The organism is Oxalobacteraceae bacterium OTU3CINTB1, from assembly GCA_024123955.1.
Lineage (GTDB): Bacteria > Pseudomonadota > Gammaproteobacteria > Burkholderiales > Burkholderiaceae_D > Rugamonas.
The window spans coordinates 4,854,533-4,876,142 of the sequence record CP099652.1 but is presented as its reverse complement, the minus strand read 5'-3'; the positions used below and the strand labels follow the sequence as shown (position 1 = coordinate 4,876,142).

Genomic DNA, 21,610 nt, shown 5'->3' with positions numbered 1-21,610 from the left:
GATTACGGCGTCCCGCCTAACCCACCCTACGTGCCTCCCACCTCAGTTTAAGCACCGTCCAATGCGCCAGCAGCCGGTTCAGCACCGGCAACGGCATCCCATGGCTGCGCGCCACCTTTTGCTGCATCGCCAGCGCCGGCGACGGCGCGCCGCCCTTGACCGCGAATAAAATCCGGTTATTCCCCGCAATGCCGCGAAACCAGCAAATCCGCCCCTGGAACGCATGCCGCAGCCGCCGCAACATCGCGCCATACTGCGGATCGTAACTGAAGATATTCGCCACCATCACGCCGCCGGGCCGCAGCGCGCGCCGGCAATCGGCGTAAAACGCCGCAGTGCCGAGCTCGGGCGGCAGGCCGGTGGCGTCGAAGCCGTCGACCAGCAGCACATCGACGGCGCCGCGCAACTGCCGCATATACAACGCGGCATCCGTCTCGACCACGCGAAAACGCGCATTGTCGCGCGGGATGGCGAATTGCTCGCGCAGGGCGATGACGTCGGCACGCAACTCGAGCACGGTGATGCGGCTGTGCGGCAGGTAGCGGTAGCAGAACTTGGCCAGCGAGCCGCCGCCCAGCCCGACCATGACGATGTGCTCGGGCCGTGGATGAAACAGCACAAAACACATCATCGCCCGCGCGTAGCTCAGGATCAGCTCGTCCGGGCGCGAGAGCCGCATTTCGCTTTGGATCATGCCCGGCTCAAATTCAAGCGAGCGCTTGTCGCCACGCGTGTGGACCAGGGGACGAAGGGTGGGCGGCGTCAAGATTTGTTGTCTTGTGGATTTATATGGGCGATTTATAGTAGCATGCCGGTCCGGCAACATGGGCCGAAAGCGCGGCGATTGTGTCACCGGTGGCCGCGGTCGCCATGCTTGCATTTACAGACGGAAAAATAATAGGTACATTGACGTTAGCACCGGCCAGCCCCTTGGCTGCCATCTTGGAGAGAGACGATGTTTTTAGATCACCCTACGCTTACCGCCACCAACAGCTTGACCGAACCGGACCGTATCGAGCGCCTGGGCCGGGTTTACGGTTACGTCGCCGCCCTGGCCGACGTGGCCGGCAAGCTGACTTTCATCGAGAAGGTTAGCCAGCTGCACGACCACAAGGGCACCTTGATCGTGTTCTGGCACGACGCCCCGACCGAGGAAGAGAAAGTGTACTTCACCCAGGCATGGGCCAGCAAAATGGGCGACGGCAGCACCAACGTCGAGCACGAGGTCTGACCAGCCCCCGGTCATGGATATAAAAACACTGGTACTGGCGCTGGCGCTGGGCAATCTGAGCCTGTGCGCGGCGCTGTTCTTTTTTGAGCAGCAGCAGGGCGCAGCCGCCGGCGCCGCAGGTCAGGTGCGCACCGCCACCTGGTCCCGGGCCAAGCTGTTCCAGGCCGTGGCCTGGACCCTGCTGTACCTGCGCGGCACCTTGCCCGATTTCCTGACGATCCCCTTCGCCAACGCCTTGCTGTTCACCGGCTTCGCGCTGGACGCCTCCGCCCTGTGGGAGCAGGCCGGCCGGCGCGTCTGGCGCCGCTACCTGGTGCCGGTGCTGGTGGCGGCGATCACGATTTTCGTCAGCGCCTGGCTGCTCGACAAGCCGGCGTCCGAGCGCATCGCCATCACCTCGGTCGTGATGGGCTTCTTTTTCGTCGCCGGCGCGGCCGCGCTGGGACGCGGCTGGTCGGCCGGCACCATGCTGCGCCGCTATTTGGTGGTGGTCATGCTGGTGCTGGCGCTGGCAGTGGTGGCGCGCGGGTTGCTGTCGCTGGCGCTGCCCGACGGCTGGAGCTGGGTGAGCCCGGCGCTGATCCAGGGCGTCGGCATCGCCGCCCTGTATTTGATGATGCTGAGCAACGCTTTCGGTTACCTGCTGCTGGGGCACGAGCGGCTCGACGGCGAACTGGGGCGGCTCGAGGTGCTCGACGCGCTGACCGAGGTGCCGAATCGGCGCGGCTTCTACCAGGCGCTGACGCCGTGGATGGCACTGGCGCGCCGTCCTGGCCTGCCGACGGCGCTGATCATCCTCAACCTGGATCATTTTAAGCGCATCAACGACGATTACGGCCACGCCGTGGGCGACATGGTGCTGGTGGCGATGGTCGACGTGTGCAAAAAACAGCTGCGCGACAGCGATTTGATGGGCCGCCTGGGCGGCGGCGAGTTCGCCATCCAGCTGCCGCGCACCACCCAGGACGACGCCATGATGGTGGCCGAGCGTATCCGCAACGCCATCGCGCTGCTGCCGGTGAAGGCCGAAAAAGCCGTCATCAACATGACGGCCAGCCTGGGCGTGACCACCATCCGCGCCGACGACAGCGCCGTGAGCCTGTTCAAACGCGCCGACGAGGCGCTGCGCGAGGCCAAGGCGTCCGGCCGCAACCGGGTGGCCGAGGCGCAGGCGCCCGCCAGCGCCCTCGAAGCGTAGGCCTGGCGAGACATCTTTAGCGTGTTTGACGGCCGGTTTGACGAAGCGGCGGGCGCGGGCGTCATCACGCTGTCATAATGGGCGCATATCGTGATGATTTTCGTAACCGTGTAAATCGTTTAGTTTGATTCCGGTTTTGTCCGAACCAACGCAAGCCTTCGTAGCCGTTTGCACAGAGAGGCTTTCATTTATGTACGCAGCAGTAGATTTGGGTTCCAACAGTTTCCGCCTCCACGTCGGCAAGCACGACGGGGATGCGATCCGCGTGCTGAAAAGCGTGCGCGAACCGATACGCCTGGCCGCGGGGCTGGACGACAAGGGCAACCTGACGCCGGCGGCGATGCAGACCGCGCTCGCTTGCCTGAAGAATTTCCGCGCGGTGCTGGACGGCTACAAGCTCGACGGCGTGCGCGTGGTCGCCACCTCGGCGATGCGGGTGGCGCGCAACGCCGCCGCCTTCCTGCCGCAGGCCGAACTGGCCATCGGCCATCCGATAGAGATCATCTCCGGCGAGGAGGAGGGGCGCCTGATCTACATGGGGGTGGCCAACGCGCTGGCCACCCCCGGCGAGCGGCGGCTGGTGATCGATATCGGCGGCGGCTCGACCGAGTTGATACTGGGGCGCGGCCAGGAGATCGAAAAGGTCGAGTCGTTCAGCGTCGGCACGGTCAAGCAAAGCCTGTCGTTCTTCGTCGGCGGCCGGGTCGACGCGCCGTCGTTCGAGGCGGCCATCCTGTCGGCGCGCAGCCATTTCGAGGACGCCGCGCCGCCTTACCGGCCGCAGTTCTGGAAGCAGTGCTACGGTTCCTCGGGCACCGCGCGCACCATCGCCGACATCATCGTCAAGAACGGCATCGGGCGCGAAGTCAACGCCACCACCTTGGGCGCGCTGAAACAGCGCTTCATCGAATTCGGCCATGTCAGCAAGATCGAGATGGCCGGCCTGCGTCCGGACCGCGCCAGCACCATCATCGGCGGCCTGGCGATTTTGATCGGTTTGGTGCGCGAACTCGATATCCCCGTGGTGCAGCCGATCGAGGCCGGCCTGCGCATGGGCGTGATGTGGGACTTGCACCTGCGCTCGACCAAGCGCGATCGCCGCGAGCAATCGGTGCTGGCCTGCGTGCAGAAGTTCCACGTCGACGAGCGCCGCGCCAACCGCGTGGCCGACGACGCGCTGGCGCTGTACCTGCAGACCAAGCCGGCCACCGAGGAATACACGCGCCACCTGTACTGGAGCGCGCTGCTGCACGAGGTGGGCCTGGTGGTGTCGCAGACCGGCTACCACAAGCACGCCGCCTACATGATCGAAAATGCCGACCTGCCGGGCTTTACCACCCGTGAGCAAAAGGTCATGAGCCGCCTGATCCTGGCCCACAAGGGCAATCTGCGCAAGGTGGTCGAGGTGCTGGCCGAGCCGGACTTCGCCAAGGCGGTGGTGGCGCTGCGGCTGGCGGTGCTGTTCATGCACTCGCGGATCGATATCGATTTCAGCCTGCTCAAGCTGCGCGTGAAGAACCGCATCGAGCTGGAGATCCGCCGCGAGTGGGTGGCCGAGCATCCCACGCTGTCGTACTGGCTGGAGAAGGAACAGGAGAACTGGGACGAAATGGGCGTGGATTTCACCATTCGCACCAGCGGCTGAAGAAGACCAGGAAGGGAGACGACGATGACCCGGCAACGCCATTGTGGAAGCTTTGGGCGCATCTGCGCCGCCTTGCTGGTGCTGGCGTTGCCGGTGGCATCGCACGCGGCCGACAAGCCGAAGGAAGTCGTCTCCCTGTGCTTCGAAGCGCAGGATGTGCTGCCCTGGCGTACCGAGAAGGGCGGCGGCCTCAATTTCGAGCTGCTCAAGATGGTCGAGCAGCGGCTCGACATCCAGTTCAATTACCTGAGCATCCCGTGGAAGCGCTGCCTGGCGCAATTGAAGGCCAACGCCGTCGACGGCGCCTTCGCCGTCAGCTACAAGCCTGACCGTCGCGAGCTGGGGGAGTACCCGGGCGGTGAGAAAATCGACGTCGGCAAGCGCATGCACGTGGACCGCTACGTGGTGCTGCGCAAAAAAGGCAGCAGGGTCGAATGGGACGGCAAGAGCTTCCGCAACCTGGATGGGCCGGTCGGCTTCCAGCTGGGGTATTCGGTCGGCGACGTGCTGCGCGCGCAGAACCTGGAAGTGGACGAGGGCAGCCAGCGCGCCGTCGAACTGGCCCGCAAGCTGATCGCCGGCCGGGTTGCGGCGGCGGCCGTCGGCGGCAGCGACGCCGGTGGCCTGATGCGCGGCCCGCTGGCGCCGGAACTGGAGCAGTTGCCGATTCCGATTATCGAAAAACCGTATTTCCTGATCCTGTCGCACGCGATGGTGGCTGCGCGGCCGGAGCTGGCCGAGCGGATCTGGCGCGCCGTCGAACAGGCGCGCAACAGCGCGGCCTACAAAAAGCTGGAACGGGCCGAAAGTGCCGGTCATTGACACCGGGCGGCCCGCCGCCGCCAGCGACGCCGCCACCGACGCGGTGCTGATGCGCGGGCGCGGCCCGCTTGCGCGGCTGCGCGGCGCGTGGCGCCGCAATATTTTCCTGCGGCTGGGGTGCGGCATCTTCTTCGCGCTGACCGTCTCCACCGCCATCTACACCACCTATGTGATGCAAACGCTGCGCACCGAGGCCGAGCAAAACCTGCGCGAGAGGGCGGAGCGCTGGACTGCGGTGCTGTCGCGGGCGCTGGCGCGGCCGCTGTTCGACATCAACAGCGCGGCCGTCTCCAGTGTCGTCGATGCCTCCGGCGCCACGCCGGAAGTGCTGGTGCTGCGGGTGCTGTCGCCCAACGGCGCGGAGATCGCCAGCTATGTCTCGCCGCTGCGCGAGCCGGTGGCGGCAATCCACCTGCGGCGCGAGATCACCTTCAACGATGCGCGCCGCAGCTATGCGCTGGGGCATATCGAGCTGGCCTTCTCGCGCCAGAAGATGGACGAGGACCTGCGGCGCCGCATTATCGACACGGTGGCCGCCAACCTGCTGCTGGCGCTGGGCATCGGGCTGTCGATCTTCCTGGTCGCGCGGCGCGCCGCGCGGCCGTTCTCCGACATCCAGGCCAGCCTGGAGAAGCTCACCCACGGCGAGACCGACATCAAGTTGTCCGGCATCGGCCGCGAGGACCAGGTGGGGCGCATGTCCGAAGCGGTGCTGCGTTTCCGCGACACGCTCACGCGCCTGCGCGACGCCGAGCGCGAGCTGCGCGACCTGAACGCGGATCTGGAAATGCGTATCAGCGATCGTACCCGCGAACTGACCGAGTCGATGTTGATCGCCGAAGAGAGCGAGGCGAAACTGCAAACCATCGTCGACACGGCGCTCGACGCGGTGGTGCGGATGAATCCCGAAGGCCACATCGTCGGCTGGAACACCCAGGCCGAACGCATCTTCGGCTGGAGCCGCGACCAGGCGCTGGGCCGTGAACTGGACCAGACCATCATTCCGCCGCGCTTCCGCTACGACCATCATCGCGGCATGCGGCGGCATTTGTCGGGCGGCGGTGGCGGCGTGCTCGATACCCGCATCGAGGTGTTCGCGCTGCGCCGCAACGGCGAGGAGTTCCCGATCGAGCTGTCGATCACCAAGGTCAGCACGGACACGCAGGGCGGCTACGAGTTTTGCGCCTTTATCCGCGACATCAGCATACGCCGCGCGCGCGAGCAAAAACTCGTCGCCGCCAACGTCATGGCGGAAGCGGCCAACGTCGCCAAGTCCGAATTCCTGGCCAATATGAGCCACGAGATCCGTACGCCGATGAGCGCCGTGCTGGGGATGGCCTATCTGGCGCTGCGCACCGAGATGACGCCCAGGCAGCACGACTACATTAGCAAAATTCATGGGGCGGCGCTGTCGCTGCTGGGGATCATCAACGACATCCTCGATTTTTCCAAGATCGAGGCCGGGCGCCTGGAGCTGGAGTCGATTCCCTTTTTGCTGGACGACGTGCTGGCCCACGTCTCCAGCGTGACGGCGCAGCGCGCCCTCGACAAGCAGCTGGACTACGTGATCGATGTCGCACCGGACGTGCCGCGCTATCTGGTGGGCGACCCGCTGCGGCTTGGTCAAGTGCTGATCAACCTGGCCAACAACGCGGTCAAGTTCACGCCCGCCGGGTCGCTGGAACTGCGCTGTGCGCTGGCCGGCGGCGCCGCCGCAGCATCAGCCGATGGCAAGGCCAGGTTGTGTTTTTCGGTGCGCGATACCGGCATCGGCATGACTCCGCAGCAGCGGGGGAAGCTGTTCCGCGCCTTTATCCAGGCCGACGGGTCGACCACGCGCCAGTATGGCGGCACCGGCCTGGGATTGTCGATTTCGCAGCAGCTGGTGCGGCTGATGGGCGGTAATATCGACGTCGAGAGCCAGGTCGATCACGGCTCCACCTTCCGCTTCGAGGTGGAACTTGCGGTGTCCGACGCGGCGGCGCTGGCGGTTCGCGCCGCAGTCTATGAAGGACCGGTGGCGGAGCTGAAGCTCGACGCATCGCCGCGCCGCACCGCGCGCGTGCTGCTGGCCGAGGACAGCGCCGACAACCAGGATGTCACCAGGGAGCTGCTGGCGTTGCAGGGACTGGACGTCGAAGTCGTCGGCAACGGCCAACTGGCGGTGGAGCGGTTGCTGGCCGCCGGGCCGCACGCCTACGACCTGGTGCTGATGGACCTGGGCATGCCGCTGCTGGACGGCTACGAGGCCACCCAACTGCTGCGCAAGGACGGCCGCTTCAACGAGTTGCCGGTGATCGCCGTGACGTCGCACGCGCTGGCCGACGTGCGCGCGCGCTGCCTTGCCAATGGCATGCAGGACTATGTCACCAAACCTATCGATCCGCAGCGGCTTTACCGCGTGCTTTCGCGCTGGCTGGGCATGTCGATGAAGGTGGTGCCGCCGCTGCCGCCGCGCGCCGAGGTTCAAATCGCCAGCGAGGAGGATGCGCGCCGGGCGATCGCCGAACTGCGTGCGCTGCTGGCGGAATTCAGCGGCGAGAGCCTGGACTATTTCGAGGGCGTGCGCGCAAGCCTGTCGACGATCTTGTCGCCGCAGACCATGGGACGCCTCAAGCATCACATGGAGCAGTATGAGTTTGAAGCGGCGGGCAAGTTGCTGGCCGCCGTGGCGGATGAAGACGAATGAGGAGGTGCCATGAATACGAAAGCCGATGAACGCGCAACGGTGTTGATCGTTGACGATACGCCGGACAACCTGACCTTGATTGCCGGTTTGTTAAAAGACCGCTACAACACCAAGGTGGCGACCAGCGGCGCGACCGCGCTGCAGATCGTCGCCTCGGCCAAGGTGGATTTGATCCTGCTCGATATTATGATGCCCGACATGGACGGCTTCGAAACGTGCCGCCGCCTGAAGGCCGATCCCGCCAGCAGCGCCATTCCGGTGCTGTTCCTGACCGCGAAAGGGCAGGCCGAGGACGAGGTGATGGGCCACAAAGCGGGCGGCGTGGATTTCCTGCGCAAGCCGGTCAGCCCCCAGCTGCTGTTCGCCCGGGTCGCGGCACATTTGCGATAACGCAAGCAAAATTTACGTAAATGATATATATTGTTTATATTGTTGATTAATTTGGAGTAAGTATGAACAAGCCTGTTAATGGTCTGGCCAACGGAAAAGCGCCAACGACCAAAGCCGCCGCCAAGCCAGCCACCGCGAAAATCGCCGTCGCCCCGGCAGCCAAACCCGCAGCTGTGAAGCCAGCCGCCAAGCCGGCCGCCGCAAAACCCGCAGCAGCGAAACCAACCGTCAAAACGGCCGCTAAACCGGCAGTCAAGGCCGCCGCTAAACCAGTCGCTAAACCAGCCGCAAAGCCTGCCGCCAAGCCGGCACCAAAGGCCGCCGCTAAGCCAGCAGCCGTCAAACCAGCCGCTAAAGCTGTCGCCAGGCCAGCCCCGAAAACCGCCGCCCCGAAGGCCGCCGCGCCAAAAGCTGCGCCAAAAGCTGCGCCGAAAGCCGCCGCAAAATCGCCTGTGGAAACTTCCAAAACGGCAGCCGCAAAGCCGGCCGCGACGGACGCCGCCAAGCAAAAGCTGCCGAAGGAAAAGCTGGTGCGCGACAGCTTCACGATGCCTGAACAGGAATACGCGGTGCTAAGCCAGGTCAAGAAAGCCTGCCTGAAAGCCGGTTTCGAGATCAAAAAGAGCGAATTGTTGCGCATCGGCGTCGCACTGATCAGCCAGATCGACATGGCGACCTTGCAAAAAGTACTGGGCAGCCTGCCGACGCTCAAAACCGGCCGCCCGAAAAAAGGCTGATTTAAAAACAACACTTGTGTGCATGTCACGGAACTGACATTAAGTTGTCATTTCCCTGAAGTATTCGACCGGTACGCTTGCTTCGTCTTCCACAGAAAGGATGAAGCATGCAAACCTCGATCATACAAGCGGACGTCCGAGCGATTTCCGGCAAGCTGGTGCTCAGTATGGCAAGCACGCCCGAAGAACTGCGTGAAGTGCAGCGCCTGCGCTACAAGGTCTTTATCGAAACGATGGGACTGAGTTCGCTGGTGCGCGAGGATGGCCTCGACAGCGACGAATTCGACGAGCATTGCGATCATCTGATCGTGCGCGACACGAACACGCTCAAGGTGGTGGGCACCTACCGCCTGCTGAGCGCATCGCGCGCCCGCAAAATCGGCCGTGTCTATTCCGAAGGCGAGTTCGATCTGGGCCGCCTGAACAACCTGCGCAACCGCATGGTCGAGGCGGGCCGTGCCTGTATCCATCCCGACTATCGTGGCGGCAGCGTCATCATGCTGCTGTGGTCCGGCCTGGCCGAATATATGCGCCGCGAGAATTGCGACTATCTGGCCGGTTGCGCCAGTATCAGCCTGGCCGATGGCGGTCACAATGCCGTCGCCGTGTTCCAGTCGCTGATCGGCCAGCACATGGCGCCTTCCGAATACCGCGTCACCCCGCATCTGCCGTTCCCGTTCTCGAAGCTGGAAGCGGCGCAAAAACCGCAAATACCGCCGCTGCTCAAGGGCTACCTGCGTTCGGGCGCATGGATTTGCGGCGAACCGGCATGGGATCCTGATTTCGAAAGCGCCGATTTGTTCCTGCTGCTGCCGCTGGCGAATCTGGATGGCCGCTATGCGCGCCACTACGGCATGGCCAACGAGCCGTTGGCGGCGTAACGTACGCATAACGCCGGCCAGCCTGCGGCATCGTCCCGCCCCGTGTAAAATGGTCTATTTGCGGGGCGGCGGCGATGATATTGGACGATGAAGTAGAACGGGCGGGCTTTCAGCTGCGCCCAGCGGTGCGCCATCGCGGCACCGTCCCGCAGGACACCTCCAGCACCACCGACCGCGTCGCCGAAGAACTGCCGGTGGCGCTGGTGATCAATGGCATATCGCATGCCGTCATGATGGTCACGCCGCGCGAGTTGCAGTCTTTCGCCGTGGGCTTCGCGCTCACCGAGGGCCTGGTGACCCAGGCCTCCCACGTCTACGACATCGAACTGCGCGAGCATGCCCGCAGCTTCGAGGTGGAAATCACCATCGCACAGGAAGACTTCGTGCAGCTCAAGCAGCAGCGCCGCTCGATGGCGGGCCGCAGCGGTTGCGGCGTGTGCGGCATCGAGAGCCTGGAGCTGCTCGATCTGAAGCCTGGCCGCATCACGGCGCCGGCGCTGCATGACGACGGCTCGCTGCCGCCGGCGATCGCGCGCGCGGCGGCGGAGCTGGGGGCGCACCAGCAGTTGATGAAGGCGACCGGTGGCGTGCATGCCGCCGCGTGGTGCGACGCCGATGGCGCCGTGCTGAAGGTGTGCGAGGACGTGGGACGCCACAACGCGCTGGATAAATTGATCGGCCATCTGGCGCTGGACGGCGTCGATATGCGCGGAGGTTTTGTCTTCATGTCGAGCCGCGCCAGCTATGAACTGGTGCGCAAGGCGGCGCGCATGAATATCCCGATGCTGGCGACCATCTCGGCACCGAGCACGCTGGCGATCGATATCGCCAGCGAGGCCGGGGTCAAGCTGGTGAGTTTTTGCCGTCAGGACGGCTGCGTGGAATATACCTGACGCGCTTACTCGGCAGCCGATTGGTCCGCCGACAGCGATAACAACACCGGTATCGATTTCGATGTCGGCGTGCCGGCGCCGTCGGCGGTGCTGTGCAGCGGGATCAAACCGTTCGTCTCCGGGAAGTAGGCGCCCAGGCAGCCGCGCGGGATGTCATATTCCACCAGAGCGAAGCGATCGGCGCGGCGTTCGACGGCGTCGTCCCACACGCTGACCATGTCCACATACTGGCCGTTCTTCATGCCCAGCATCGCCAGGTCTTCCCTGTTGATGAACACCACGCGGCGCAAGCCGAACACGCCGCGATAACGGTCGTCCATGCCATAGATCGTCGTGTTGTACTGGTCGTGCGAGCGCGCTGTCATCAAGACCATCAACCGTTCGCCGTGCAGGGCGCGGGCGCGGTGGATCGGCGTGTCGGTATCGACCGCGTGCACCACGAACTGCGCCTTGCCGCTGGCGGTGCGCCATTCGCGCTCGCGCGAGGCCACCTTCAGATGGAAGCCGCCCGGCTTGGCCACGCGCGCGTTAAAGTCGTAAAAATCGTCGAACACCTTGGCGACGGCGTCGCGGATGCTGGCGTAGTCGCTGCCATAGGCGTTCCAGTCGATCTTGTCGCTGCCCAGGGTGGCGTGCGCCATGCGCGCGACGATCGCCGTCTCCGACAGCAGGTTGTCAGACGCCGGCTGGTTCATGCCGTATGACAGATGGACCATGCTCATCGAATCTTCCACCGTCACGCCTTGCGGCACGCCGTTTTGCATGTCGATCTCGGTGCGGCCCAGCGTCGGCAGGATCAGCGCTTCCTTGCCGAGGACCAGATGGCTGCGATTCAGCTTGGTGGCCACGTGCACCGTCAGGTCGCAGGCGCGCAGCGCGTCGAAGGTGAGGGGCGTGTCCGGCGTCGCCATGGCGAAATTGCCGCCCATGCCGAAGAAGACCTTCACTTTACCGTCCAACATGGCCTGGATGCTTTCGACCACGTCGTAGCCATGCTCGCGCGGCGGTTCGAAATCGAAGACCTGTTGCATGCGGTCGAGGAAGGCCTTGGTCGGCTTTTCCTCGATGCCCATGGTGCGGTCGCCTTGCACGTTGGAGTGGCCGCGCACCGGGCACAGGCCCGCGCCCTTGCGGCCGATATTCCCGCGCATCATCATCAGATTGGACAGCATCTGGATCGTCGCCACCGCGCCCTTGTGCTGGGTCAGCCCCATGCCCCAGGTGCAGATGACGTTTTTGCCGTTGATGTAAACCTCGCTCAGTTCTTCGATCTGCGCGCGCGGCACGCCCGATTCGGCCACCAGTTCGGCCCAGCTTTGGGCGCGCAGGTCCTGCGCGAACGCCTCGAAGCCGCTGGTGTGTTCGGCGATGAAGGCGCGGTCCAGCAGGCCTGCCTGGCCGGCGGCCATGGCCTCGTCGTCGCGTTCGACCAGGCGCTTGGCCAGCGCCTTGATCAGCGCGAAGTCGCCGCCAAGCGTCGGCTGGACGAACATGGTGCTGATGGTGGTGCTCGAATTGGTCAGCATCTCCAGCGCGTGGGCCGGGCTGGTGAAGCGTTCCAGCCCGCGCTCGCGCAGCGGATTGATGGAGACGATGCGCGCGCCGCGCTTGGCGCAGTCGCGCAATTCACCCAGCATGCGGGGGTGGTTGGTGGCCGGATTCTGGCCGAAGATCAGCAGCACGTCGGCGTGCTCGAAATCCTCCAGCGTGACCGTGCCCTTGCCGATGCCGACGGTGCCAGGCAGGCCGCGGCTGGTCGGCTCGTGGCACATATTGGAGCAGTCCGGGAAGTTGTTGGTGCCGTACATGCGCACAAACAGCTGGAACAGGAAGGCGGCCTCGTTGCCGGTGCGGCCGGACGTGTAGAACGCGGCCTGGTTCGGATCGGGCAGGGCCTTCAAGTGGCGGGCGATCAGCGCGAAGGCGTCGTCCCAGGCGATCGGCAGGTATTTGTCGCTGGCGCGGTCGTAGACCATCGGATCGGTCAGGCGGCCATGCTGTTCCAGCGCATAGTCGGACTGGCGCAGCAGCTCGGCGACCGTATGCGCGGCAAAAAACGCCGGCTTTACGCGCTTGCTGGTCGCCTCGGCGGCGACGGCCTTGACGCCGTTCTCGCAGAACTCGAAGGTCGACGCGTCTTCGCGGTCAGGCCAGGCGCAGCCGGGGCAGTCGAAGCCGTCAGGCTGGTTTTGCTTCAGCAGCGTTCTGAAGTTGCCGCCGCTGACCTTCTCGCGCACCAGGTTGATCGCCACCTGTTTCAACGCGCCCCAGCCGCCTGCGGCATGGTGGTACGGTTCGATGTGGCCTTCGGGTTTATCTTTTTGCATGTTGCTTTCCGGTAATATAGCTTATTTCCGAGAGTATAGTGCAGAATCACTTTTACGGCAGAAAACAGATAAGGATGGCGGTTAATGGATGATGAAGTGATGGCGGCGCTGATCGGCGTGCTCGAAGCGTTATGGCGCATCGAGGTGGAGCAGCCCGGCAAATCCTGCTCGCTGGCAAAGCTGAGCAAGCAGGCCCAGCGCCCAATGAGCGTGCTGCGGCGCCAGCTGCTGATGCTGGTGGAGGCGGGCTGGATCGAGTTACAGCTGGACGAGGGCGGCGTTACCGGCACCGTGCGCTTGTGCGCTAGCGGCCTGCAGCTGTCGAACGAACTGTTCACCTGAAAATATCCCTTGCATCCCGATCCGCATGGCCGTAGACTGTTTGTACCGATTGGTACAACTCACGAAAGCCCATCATGACACGTCCGCCGCTGCCCCCCTTCACCCGCGACACCGCGATCCAGAAAGTCCGCATGGCCGAAGACGGCTGGAACACCCGCAACCCTGAAAAAGTTTCGCTGGCCTATACGGAAGATTGTCGATGGCGTAACCGCGCCGAATTCGTCACCGGCCGCGCCGATATCGTCGGCCTGCTGACGCGCAAGTGGACCCGCGAGCTCGATTACCGCCTGATCAAGGAGTTGTGGGCGTTCGAAGGCAACCGCATCGCCGTCCGCTTCGCCTACGAATACCACGACGATTCCGGCCAGTGGTACCGCGCCTATGGCAACGAGAACTGGGAATTCGCGCCCGACGGCCTGATGCAATTGCGCCTGGCCAGCATCAACGAGGCGCCGATCGCGGCGGCCGACCGCAAATTCCATTGGGATGCCGGCGGCCCGCGTCCGGCCGACCATGCCAGCCTGAGCGAGCTGGGTTTCTAGCCATGGCAAGGGTGATGGGCGAGCGCGGCGATGTGGTGCCGCTGCTGGCCGAAGTGTTCCGCACCTATGGCTACGAGGGCGCCAGCCTGGCGCGCATCAGCGAGGGCACCGGCCTGGGCAAGGGCAGCATCTACAACTTCTTCCCCGGCGGCAAAGAGGAAATGGCCGAGGCGGTGCTGGCCAACATCGACGGCTGGTTCCGCGACCAGGTGTTCCAGCCGCTGCGCGAGCGCGGAGACGCGGGGCAGGGCGTGGCCGATATGTTCACGGCGGTCGGCCGCTATTTCCTGTCCGGCCGCAAGGTTTGCCTGGTGGGCGTGTTCGCGCTCGGTCATGAACGCGACCGCTTCGCCGTCAAGGTGCAGGCGTATTTTGCCGAATGGATAGATGCGCTGGCATCGGCGCTCGAGCGCGGCGGCCGTACGCCGAAGCTGGCGCGCGAGCTGGCCGAGGACGCCGTCGGCGGCATCCAGGGCGCGCTGGTGCTGGCGCGCGCGGCCGACGAGCCGGAGTTGTTCATGCGTGCGCTGGAGCGGATGCGGGTGCGGCTGGGATAGTGATGGCGGCGACGGCGAACCGAATCGCCGGGAGCCTGTCAAACTTGTTTTGACGGGTGCACGCCATGAATCCTCCATTGACCGCCGTGCTGGCGCCCGACCTTGCGCCCGATATTCTGCTGCGGCAGATTTATCTGAACGTGCGCGACTTCGCGATTTTCACGGTCGACCCGCGCGGGCTGGTCACCAGCTGGAATATCGGCGCCCAGCTGATCTTCGGCTTTACCGCCGAGGAGATCATCGGCAAGAGCATCGACGCCATCTATACCAGCGAGGATCTCGCTCACGGCCAGCCGCAGTTCGAGCGGCGCACGGCGGCCGAGTGCGCCCGCGCCACCGATTACCGCTGGCATGTGCGCAAGGACCGCTCGCAGTTCTGGGCCGATGGCATCCTGACGCCGATCCCGAACGCCGCGGACCCCGGCCAGCCCATCGGCTTCCTCAAGATCCTGCGCGACGTGACCGACCGCAAGCTGGCGCAGGACGAGATCCACCGGCTGGCGTCGATCGACGTGCTGACCGGCCTGGCCAACCGCGCCGCCTTCGACGCCCACCGTGCCGAGATGGTGGCGCTGGCCGGGCGCACCGGCCAGTTGCTGCTGTTGCTGATGATCGATCTCGACCAGTTCAAGGAAGTCAACGACCTGATGGGCCACCAGGCCGGCGACCAGCTGCTGCAACAGGTGGCGCAGCGCATCCGCGCCATCAGCCGCGAGAGCGATTTCATCGCGCGCATCGGTGGCGACGAGTTTGCCATGCTGCAGCTGCACGCGCCGTCGCCGGCCGCCGGCGGCGCCTTGGCGGAGAAGCTGCTCGCGTCGCTGCGGCAGCCGTTCCTGATCGACGAGCGCGACATCCGCATCAGTGCCAGCATCGGCATCGCGGTCTGTCCGTTCGACGCCACCACGCCGGACCATCTGCTCAAGAAGGCCGACCTGGCCATGTACCACGCCAAGAACGATGGACGCAATTGCTACCATTACTACACGCAGGAGCTCGACGAGATTGCGCACCGTAAAAACGCCGATCACAGCGAGCTCAAACGCGTCGTCAGCGGCAAGCTGTTCTGGCTAGCCTACCAGCCCATCGTCGATGCGGTCAGCGGCCGCACCGTGGCGATGGAAGCGCTATTGCGCCTGCCGGGCCAGTTGTCGCAACACTCGGTCGATTATGTGATCGGGCTGGCGCAGGAGATCGGCCTGCTGCCGGACCTGGGCGCGTGGGTGCTGCGCCAAGCCTGCGCCCAGCTGCGGCAATGGCGCGATGCGGGATTGTCGCAGTTGCGCGTGTGCGTCAACACCTGCGCGGAGGAGCTGCGCGACCCCGATTATCAACAGCATCTGGACGTGGTGCTGGCCGAATCCTCGCTGGCGCCGCAGGATCTCGAAATCGAACTGACCGAGCGCGATGCGATCGAACTCGAACGCAGCGGCAGCAATATTATTTTCCGTTTGCGCGAGCGCGGCTTTCCGCTGTCGCTCGACGATTTCGGCACCGGTTATTCGTCGCTGAGTTATCTGCGCATCCTGCCGGTGACAACCATCAAGCTCGATAAGAGCTTTTTACACGGCGTGCCGGAAAACGCCGACGCCAACGCGGTGGCAAGCACCGTCATCCAGTTGGCGCAGAACCTGCGTTTGCGGGTGATCGCCGAAGGCGTGGAGAGCACGGAGCAGGCCGAGTTTCTCTGTCAGCTGGGTTGCAGCGCGTTCCAGGGGCATTTGTATTCGCCGGCGCTGTCGGCGGGCGAAGCCACCGAGTGGCTACGCGCGCAAGCCGGCGACGCTTCAGATCAACCCTAGGTCCTGTCCCTTGGCGCCGAAAATGCGCTCCACCTGTCCCGCGTCGAGGCCATACATGCGCGCGAACAGGCCGCCGAACATGGCGCGGTATTCGTTGAGCACCGGGTAGTCGCGGTTCTGGAACAGCGTGTTCTGCTCCAGCCGTATCTGCTCGCCGCGCACCCGGCCGCCGGCGACGCCGCCACCCAGCACCCAGTAGACGCTGCCGTGTCCATGGTCGGTGCCACGGTTGCCGTTCTCGCGGAAGGTGCGGCCGAATTCGCTGACCACCACCACCACCGTGTCCTTCCAGTCCGGCCCCATTTCCTTCGCGTAGGCGGCCAGGCCGCGTCCCAGCTCCTCGAAGCGGCCGGCCAGGTAGCCGCTGGCGCCGCCCTGGCCGACGTGGGTATCCCAACCGCCGACATCGACAAAGCCGATGTTGTATTTATCCTTCATCAACTTGGCGATGCGGCGCGCCTCCAGCTCGAAACCCTTGGCGGTGATGGCGTTGCGGTTGGCAGCGTCCATCTCGCCGATCATCTCCTTCATCACATCCTCGCGCACCACGAAGCCGTCGCGCACCTGCCGCGCCAGCGCGGTGTCGCCGTACATCGAGGCGATCAGCTTCGCCTGGCGCGCGTCGACCCCCGGCTTGCCGATCGAGCGCAGCGCCATATTGGGCAATTGCGCGCCGCCCTGCATGATCAGCGGCAGCTGGTCGGTGAAGGAGATCGCACTGGCACGATCGGTGTTCAGGGTCGTCGCCAGCCGGTTCAGGAAGCCGGAGCGGTAGTCGCGCGTGCCGTCCAGCGCCTGGCCCAGTTCTATGCTGTCCTGGGTTTCGAAATGGCTGCGCGAGATATCCTCGGTGCCGGCGAACGGCACGAACGCCACCTGGCCGATGGTGAACAACGGGTAGATGGTCTCGCGCAGGGCCGGGTGCAGGCCCCAGTCGGCATTGATCGGCAGCGCCGCATTGGGGTCGTCGCCCGGTTTCGGCACCGCGATGTTGGGCCGCGCCTTGTAATAGAACTGGCTGGAGATCGGCACCAGCAGGTTGGTGGCGTCGTAGCCGCCGCGCATGAACACGAACAGCAGCCGCGTTTTGCTGGCCGGCGCGGCCCACAGCTTGCCGGCCATCGTGGCGATGGGCAGCGCGGCCAGGGAGTGGAGCAGGGTGCGGCGTTTCATCGGGCGTCTCCTCGTCTACATCAACGGTGCATCAACTCCGGCGACGACAGCAGGAAGGTGTTCCATTCCTGCGGCGACGTGGCCTGTTCCAGCACCTGGCGCGTGGGCTGGCCCAGCGTTTTTTGCAGCGTTTGGTAGTACAGCGCGTTGGCCAGTTGCGGGAAGGCGGGGCGCTCGGTCGGCTGCGGGCCGTCGGTCTTGAACAGGCCCGCGTTGCCGGAACCGATGGCCTTGGCGATTTCGAAGCGGGTCGTCATCTGGCCCGGACTGGCCCAGCCGGATTCGGTGAGCGGATAGCCGTCCGGCGTCTGGCGTCCGTACAGCGGTTCGGCCATCCGGTTGAGCCACGACAGCATCGGGCCGGTGTTGAGGATCACCTTGTCGTCGTAGGTCAGGCGCACGGCGGAGACCACGTAGTGCACCGGGTCCTTGAATTTGCGGCCCAGCGATTGTGCGAATTCGTCGGAAGTGAACATGGTGCGCAGCACCGCCGCGATGTCGCCGTCGCTGGAGGCGAAGGTCGCGGCCATGCGTTCGACCAGCGCCGGCGACGGTTCGTCGGCGACGAAGTACACCGCCAGCTTGCGGCTGATGAAGCGCGCCGTGGCCGGGTGGCGGCTCAGGCGCTCGATCGCCTCGTCGACCTCCGCCAGGCCGCGGCCCTTGACGGTCCGGCCCAGGAATTCCTTGTCGCCGTAATCGTGGCGGTTGGGATTGAATTCGAACAGGCCTTGGCGCACGTATTGCGCCTGGAGCTCCTTCTTCACTTTCGGTTCGGCGCTGCCCAGGTTGACGCCGACGCCGGTGAGGATGCGTGCCAGTTCCTGCACGTCGCGCTGGCTGTAGCCGCCGTCCACGCCCAGGGTGTGCAACTCCATCAACTCGCGCGCGTAGTTCTCGTTGATGCGGTTGGCGGCGTTTTGTTCGTTGTCCAGGTAGCGGATCATGGCCGGATGGCGCAAGGTGGCGGCCAGCAGGTCGCGGAACTTGCCCAGCGCGTGCGGGCGCACCGCCTTGTCCTCGTAGTCGCCGACCAGCACGCGCAGGTTGCTTTTCCCTTGGTGGACGCTGAAGTGGTTCATCCAGAACCACGTCATCTGCTCCTGCAACTGGTTGGGCGAGTACAGGTTGCGCAGCAGCGAGCGCGCCGCCGCTTCCTTGGCGACGCGGTTCAACTCCTGCTGGTAAGCCTGCTGGGCCGACTTCTTGTCGTCGTCGACGGTGATTTTTTCGATATCCTTGCGTTGCTGGTCCAGCTCCTGGATCAGCTGCGGCAGCGGCTTTTGAGTGATCGTCATGGCGTCGATCTGGGCCTGCGCGGCCTGAGGCAGCGCGGCTGGCGACGGATGCAGCTGCCGATCGAGCCAGGTGTCGTAGCCGAGTTTTTCGGCCTGCCGCCAGGTGCTCTGGTTGACGCCCCAGCTCACGCGGTTCAAGGCGCCGGCCAGTTGATCCGGCTTGACCGCGGAGGTGGCGGGGGCTTGGAGGGGCGTTGCGCAGCCGCCGAGGATGAGGAGCGCGGCGCAGGCAGCCAGGTATCTGATTCGCATGGACGGTGTGGGCATGGTGAGCGTCATAAGGCTGTAGAGTACGCCAATCCCGGCGAACTGCTATATTTGCCATGTATCGTGTGCTACAACATGTTACCGTGGCGCGCGGCGCCTCCTCAATCATTAATGAACAAGGCGATAGAGAACCCCATGGCCCGACACCCGCTCCGCCTTCTGTCACTTTGCGCCGCGCTGGCGGCCAGCCACTCCGCTTTCGCCGCCGTCACGCTGCAGGTCACCTCCTCGGTGCACACCGAATCCGTCAAAGGCGTGACCAACCCGCCGGCCGATACGCGCCAGGTGATGGACGTGACGCTGTCCGACGACTACACCGCCGTGAAGATGCCCAAGGTCGAATTGATTTACGACTTCAAGACTCGGCGCTACTACGTGCTCGATACCGTCAACAAGGTCTACGTCGATTATTCACTTTACAGCATCGCCGGCTTCCGCACGATGGAGCTGAAGAACCGCGAGAACATCAACGCCATGCTGGCCAAGGCGAAGATCGATACGCCTCTGAGCCGCCAGGTGGACCGCGAGCAGGAGCTGTCGGTGGCCGACGGCGAGGCGGTCAAGATCGACGAAAGCGCCGGCGACGGCACGCTGGAGTTTTCCAGCGAGGGCCGCAAGCTGGCCGCGTGGAGCAAGGCCGGCGCCAAGGTAAGCGCTTCGGACGCGGCGCGCTTCGCGCAGTTCCTGCGCTATACGCAGGCGGGGCATCCGCAGCTGCTGGCCAGGCTGGCCAGGGATGGCGTCATTCCAGGGCAGTTGACGTTCACCGTCAACACCGGCGTGGGCGTGCGCACCATCAGCATCAGCGTCGCGGAAGTGAAGGGCGCGCGGCCGCCGGCCTACGACTTGAAAGGCTACGCGCCACGCGCGGCGCAGTCGGGTGAACTCGCGGGTGAGCTGGATCGGATGCTCGACCGGATGGCGGCGCTGACGCCGGAGCGGCTGGCGGCCCTGCGTGCGGCCCATCCCTGCGACACGGCTGCCGACTACCGCGACGACCAGCTGCTCGACACGATGCTGGGCCGCACCGAGTGCGTGCTGGCCACGGGCGAGCCGATGCTGCCGTTCACGCCGGCGCAGCTGGAAAAAATGCGCGAAGACCCGGCGGTGGGGCTGATGCTCGCTTCCGTCAGCCCGAAAAGCAAGGAGGAATACGAGGGCGCGGTCAAGACGCTGGCGGAGCTGCGCAAGCAGGCGCCGCGCAAAGCCTATGTCCTCCAACTGCTGGAGGCGAACAACCGCCTGCGGCTCGGTCAGCGCAAGGAAAGCCTGGAGCTGTTCGGCGAAGTGTTGGAGGCCAACCCGGTGCTGGGTGGCGCGTACAAGGATCTGGGGGATTTGCTGCTGTTGACCGGCGATAGCCCGCGCGCCTGGCGCAGCTGGGACATTGGCCGCGCCATCGCGCCAAAGGTGCCGAATTTCACGGTCGTCAACGACTTCGAGGCGCAGCTGCTCAAGCGGCATCCTGAATTTTTCTGATTGATTGGTGGGGGATGGAGCAGGGTGAAGCCGAGGGGGATTTAATGCTGCGTTCAGCGGGGTTTGGGCTGACGCGTTGGTGCATTAAGGGGGCGCCGTTACCGCATACCGGCGCCTGGCATGGCAAGATCAGCTGAGCTGCTCAGTGCATTGAAGCGGTCGACAGATCTTTCAATTCCCGTATGCTGATCTCTGACTTTTCATGCATACGCAGCAAAATCGTGGCTCCAACTGCCAACTTGCGGTGTCGGATTTTGCTGATGATGGGAGGTTGCACTTCTAAAACTCGGCACAATTCCGCGTCGTTTTTTAAGTTCATTTTTTCGATCAAGGTATCAAGCAACTTGTTCGGGACGAAGCTGGATGGTTCCAGTGCCCGAGCACGATTCATGGCCTCGATCAGTTCCAGCTTTTTTTGCCGTACGTTCATGATTTGCTCCTCCTTTGCTCAAACGTGTCAAAAAAGACGTTTCCCAGCAAGGCTAGCGCCCACATATTCTTGACTCGAATGTGGTGCGCGACTCAACATTCTTGATAACCATGCAAGTTAATTTAAATAATACTACTTTGCGGGGAAAATTGCTGGCTTTAACAAATGAATTATCTTGTTTATTGCTTAAACGGGTTGACGTTTGTTGTTTCTTGTATGCAGCTTTTCGATAGTTGTAGGATTTTGTCTGTCATCTCGGCCGCAATTCGGGAATGGGTCACCATAATGGCGCACGCGCCGGTCGATTTGATTTCGCGCCGTAACAAGGTGAGGATGCTGTGGGCGGTGTCCGGATCGAGGTTGCCGGTCGGCTCGTCGGCCAGCACCAGGGCCGGACGATGCACCAGCGCGCGGGCGATCGCCACCCGCTGCATTTCGCCGCCGGAGAGCTGGTGCGGAAAATCGTCGCCGCGCCCGCCCAGGCCGACGGCGTCGAGCATCTCCGCCGCGCGCGCGGTCGGAAGGCCGTTGAGCAGCAGCGGCAGCGTGACGTTTTGCAGCAGGGTCAGATGCGGCAGCACGTGGAAGGCCTGGAAGATGAAACCCATGCGCGCGCGGCGCAATTTGGTGGCGGCGTCGTCGTCGAGCCCCGACATCGGCACGCCGTCGACGATGATGGGCGAGTCGCCCGGCGCGGCGTTCGGGTCGACATCCGGCGTATCGAGGCCGGCGATCAGGTTGAGCAGCGTCGATTTGCCGACGCCGGAGTCGCCCATGATGGAGACGAATTCGCCCGCCTTGAAGGTCCACGAGAGGTTGGACAGCACCGGACGGCCGCCGGCATAGGATTTGGACAGGTTGCGCAGTTCGAGCATGGGGACGGGGCTCCTGTAAGAAGCGGATTGGC

The 21,610-nt window shown here is 64.3% G+C and carries 20 protein-coding genes; 14 read left to right on the top strand and 6 right to left on the bottom strand.

Going from position 1 to position 21,610, the window contains the following annotated elements; all coding sequences use genetic code 11:
- Positions 1–16: 16 nt before the first annotated feature.
- Positions 17–694, bottom strand: coding sequence for a fused MFS/spermidine synthase (locus tag NHH73_21050; protein ID USX25081.1), 678 nt, complete (start codon positions 692–694; stop codon positions 17–19).
- A gap of 261 nt (positions 695–955) precedes the next feature.
- Between NHH73_21050 and NHH73_21045 the strand changes: the two genes are divergently transcribed.
- The 9 genes from NHH73_21045 to fdhD all read left to right on the top strand — a co-directional run bounded on the left by NHH73_21045 (position 956) and on the right by fdhD (position 10,486).
- Positions 956–1,231, top strand: coding sequence for a hypothetical protein (locus NHH73_21045; GenBank protein ID USX25080.1), 276 nt, complete (start codon positions 956–958; stop codon positions 1,229–1,231).
- Between the two features lie 13 nt (positions 1,232–1,244).
- Complete coding sequence (locus NHH73_21040; GenBank protein USX25079.1) at positions 1,245–2,429, top strand: GGDEF domain-containing protein; 1,185 nt, start codon at positions 1,245–1,247, stop codon at positions 2,427–2,429.
- 190 nt (positions 2,430–2,619) lie between these two features.
- Positions 2,620–4,074, top strand: a complete 1,455-nt coding sequence (locus tag NHH73_21035; protein ID USX25078.1) for a Ppx/GppA family phosphatase — start codon at positions 2,620–2,622, stop codon at positions 4,072–4,074.
- A gap of 24 nt (positions 4,075–4,098) precedes the next feature.
- Positions 4,099–4,896, top strand: coding sequence for a transporter substrate-binding domain-containing protein (locus NHH73_21030; GenBank protein ID USX25077.1), 798 nt, complete (start codon positions 4,099–4,101; stop codon positions 4,894–4,896).
- Positions 4,883–7,585, top strand: coding sequence for an ATP-binding protein (locus NHH73_21025; GenBank protein USX25076.1), 2,703 nt, complete (start codon positions 4,883–4,885; stop codon positions 7,583–7,585). Before NHH73_21030 ends, NHH73_21025 begins: the two co-directional genes overlap by 14 nt.
- Positions 7,586–7,594: 9 nt before the next feature.
- Positions 7,595–7,975 (top strand): response regulator, encoded by a 381-nt coding sequence (locus tag NHH73_21020; protein ID USX25075.1) that lies wholly within the window; start codon positions 7,595–7,597, stop codon positions 7,973–7,975.
- A gap of 62 nt (positions 7,976–8,037) precedes the next feature.
- Positions 8,038–8,712: a hypothetical protein gene (locus NHH73_21015; GenBank protein USX25074.1), complete on the top strand. Its 675-nt coding sequence runs from the start codon at positions 8,038–8,040 to the stop codon at positions 8,710–8,712.
- Positions 8,713–8,819: 107 nt separating this feature from the next.
- Positions 8,820–9,593 (top strand): GNAT family N-acetyltransferase, encoded by a 774-nt coding sequence (locus NHH73_21010; GenBank protein USX25073.1) that lies wholly within the window; start codon positions 8,820–8,822, stop codon positions 9,591–9,593.
- Positions 9,594–9,667: 74 nt separating this feature from the next.
- The gene (fdhD, locus tag NHH73_21005; protein USX25072.1) at positions 9,668–10,486 is read left to right on the top strand and encodes a formate dehydrogenase accessory sulfurtransferase FdhD; all 819 of its coding nucleotides are present in this window, start codon (positions 9,668–9,670) and stop codon (positions 10,484–10,486) included.
- 5 nt (positions 10,487–10,491) lie between these two features.
- Here the strand turns inward: fdhD and NHH73_21000 are convergent, their stop codons facing one another.
- Positions 10,492–12,813, bottom strand: coding sequence for an FdhF/YdeP family oxidoreductase (locus NHH73_21000; GenBank protein USX25071.1), 2,322 nt, complete (start codon positions 12,811–12,813; stop codon positions 10,492–10,494).
- Between the two features lie 84 nt (positions 12,814–12,897).
- Between NHH73_21000 and NHH73_20995 the strand changes: the two genes are divergently transcribed.
- The 4 genes from NHH73_20995 to NHH73_20980 all read left to right on the top strand — a co-directional run bounded on the left by NHH73_20995 (position 12,898) and on the right by NHH73_20980 (position 16,056).
- Complete coding sequence (locus NHH73_20995; GenBank protein USX25070.1) at positions 12,898–13,155, top strand: ArsR family transcriptional regulator; 258 nt, start codon at positions 12,898–12,900, stop codon at positions 13,153–13,155.
- A gap of 74 nt (positions 13,156–13,229) precedes the next feature.
- Positions 13,230–13,697, top strand: a complete 468-nt coding sequence (locus NHH73_20990; GenBank protein USX25069.1) for a nuclear transport factor 2 family protein — start codon at positions 13,230–13,232, stop codon at positions 13,695–13,697.
- Between the two features lie 2 nt (positions 13,698–13,699).
- Complete coding sequence (locus NHH73_20985) at positions 13,700–14,254, top strand: TetR/AcrR family transcriptional regulator (protein USX25068.1); 555 nt, start codon at positions 13,700–13,702, stop codon at positions 14,252–14,254.
- Positions 14,255–14,319: 65 nt separating this feature from the next.
- A complete protein-coding gene (locus NHH73_20980) occupies positions 14,320–16,056 on the top strand; it encodes an EAL domain-containing protein (GenBank protein USX25067.1) in 1,737 nt (578 codons plus the stop codon).
- On the opposite strand, the gene NHH73_20975 is transcribed toward NHH73_20980, so the two are convergent.
- Together NHH73_20975 and NHH73_20970 are read right to left on the bottom strand one after the other, a co-directional pair.
- Positions 16,042–17,229: a DUF1501 domain-containing protein gene (locus NHH73_20975; protein USX25066.1), complete on the bottom strand. Its 1,188-nt coding sequence runs from the start codon at positions 17,227–17,229 to the stop codon at positions 16,042–16,044. The two genes, NHH73_20980 and NHH73_20975, sit on opposite strands and share 15 nt — an antisense overlap.
- A 20-nt stretch (positions 17,230–17,249) precedes the next feature.
- Complete coding sequence (locus NHH73_20970; GenBank protein USX25065.1) at positions 17,250–18,779, bottom strand: DUF1800 domain-containing protein; 1,530 nt, start codon at positions 18,777–18,779, stop codon at positions 17,250–17,252.
- A gap of 150 nt (positions 18,780–18,929) precedes the next feature.
- Between NHH73_20970 and NHH73_20965 the strand changes: the two genes are divergently transcribed.
- Entirely contained in the window at positions 18,930–20,273 is a 1,344-nt protein-coding gene (locus tag NHH73_20965; protein ID USX25064.1) for a hypothetical protein, read from the top strand.
- A gap of 142 nt (positions 20,274–20,415) precedes the next feature.
- Here NHH73_20965 and NHH73_20960 read toward each other — a convergent pair whose 3' ends face one another.
- Together NHH73_20960 and NHH73_20955 are read right to left on the bottom strand one after the other, a co-directional pair.
- Complete coding sequence (locus NHH73_20960; GenBank protein ID USX25063.1) at positions 20,416–20,703, bottom strand: hypothetical protein; 288 nt, start codon at positions 20,701–20,703, stop codon at positions 20,416–20,418.
- 179 nt (positions 20,704–20,882) lie between these two features.
- A complete protein-coding gene (locus tag NHH73_20955; protein USX25062.1) occupies positions 20,883–21,578 on the bottom strand; it encodes an ABC transporter ATP-binding protein in 696 nt (231 codons plus the stop codon).
- Between the last annotated feature and the right edge of the window lie 32 nt (positions 21,579–21,610).

What these genes read in the sequence shown, in the direction of transcription:
- NHH73_21035 (USX25078.1), top strand. Translation starts at nt 2,620, where the DNA reads ATGTACGCAGCAGTAGATTTGGGTTCCAACAGTTTCCGCCTCCACGTC.
- NHH73_21030 (USX25077.1), top strand. Translation starts at nt 4,099, where the DNA reads ATGACCCGGCAACGCCATTGTGGAAGCTTTGGGCGCATCTGCGCCGCC.
- NHH73_21050 (USX25081.1), bottom strand. Translation starts at nt 694, where the DNA reads ATGATCCAAAGCGAAATGCGGCTCTCGCGCCCGGACGAGCTGATCCTG.
- NHH73_20985 (USX25068.1), top strand. Translation starts at nt 13,700, where the DNA reads ATGGCAAGGGTGATGGGCGAGCGCGGCGATGTGGTGCCGCTGCTGGCC.
- NHH73_21000 (USX25071.1), bottom strand. Translation starts at nt 12,813, where the DNA reads ATGCAAAAAGATAAACCCGAAGGCCACATCGAACCGTACCACCATGCC.
- NHH73_20965 (USX25064.1), top strand. Translation starts at nt 18,930, where the DNA reads ATGGCCCGACACCCGCTCCGCCTTCTGTCACTTTGCGCCGCGCTGGCG.
- fdhD (USX25072.1), top strand. Translation starts at nt 9,668, where the DNA reads ATGATATTGGACGATGAAGTAGAACGGGCGGGCTTTCAGCTGCGCCCA.
- NHH73_21045 (USX25080.1), top strand. Translation starts at nt 956, where the DNA reads ATGTTTTTAGATCACCCTACGCTTACCGCCACCAACAGCTTGACCGAA.
- NHH73_20955 (USX25062.1), bottom strand. Translation starts at nt 21,578, where the DNA reads ATGCTCGAACTGCGCAACCTGTCCAAATCCTATGCCGGCGGCCGTCCG.
- NHH73_21010 (USX25073.1), top strand. Translation starts at nt 8,820, where the DNA reads ATGCAAACCTCGATCATACAAGCGGACGTCCGAGCGATTTCCGGCAAG.
- NHH73_21015 (USX25074.1), top strand. Translation starts at nt 8,038, where the DNA reads ATGAACAAGCCTGTTAATGGTCTGGCCAACGGAAAAGCGCCAACGACC.
- NHH73_20995 (USX25070.1), top strand. Translation starts at nt 12,898, where the DNA reads ATGGATGATGAAGTGATGGCGGCGCTGATCGGCGTGCTCGAAGCGTTA.
- NHH73_21040 (USX25079.1), top strand. Translation starts at nt 1,245, where the DNA reads ATGGATATAAAAACACTGGTACTGGCGCTGGCGCTGGGCAATCTGAGC.
- NHH73_20980 (USX25067.1), top strand. Translation starts at nt 14,320, where the DNA reads ATGAATCCTCCATTGACCGCCGTGCTGGCGCCCGACCTTGCGCCCGAT.
- NHH73_20960 (USX25063.1), bottom strand. Translation starts at nt 20,703, where the DNA reads ATGAACGTACGGCAAAAAAAGCTGGAACTGATCGAGGCCATGAATCGT.
- NHH73_21020 (USX25075.1), top strand. Translation starts at nt 7,595, where the DNA reads ATGAATACGAAAGCCGATGAACGCGCAACGGTGTTGATCGTTGACGAT.
- NHH73_20990 (USX25069.1), top strand. Translation starts at nt 13,230, where the DNA reads ATGACACGTCCGCCGCTGCCCCCCTTCACCCGCGACACCGCGATCCAG.
- NHH73_20970 (USX25065.1), bottom strand. Translation starts at nt 18,779, where the DNA reads ATGCGAATCAGATACCTGGCTGCCTGCGCCGCGCTCCTCATCCTCGGC.
- NHH73_20975 (USX25066.1), bottom strand. Translation starts at nt 17,229, where the DNA reads ATGAAACGCCGCACCCTGCTCCACTCCCTGGCCGCGCTGCCCATCGCC.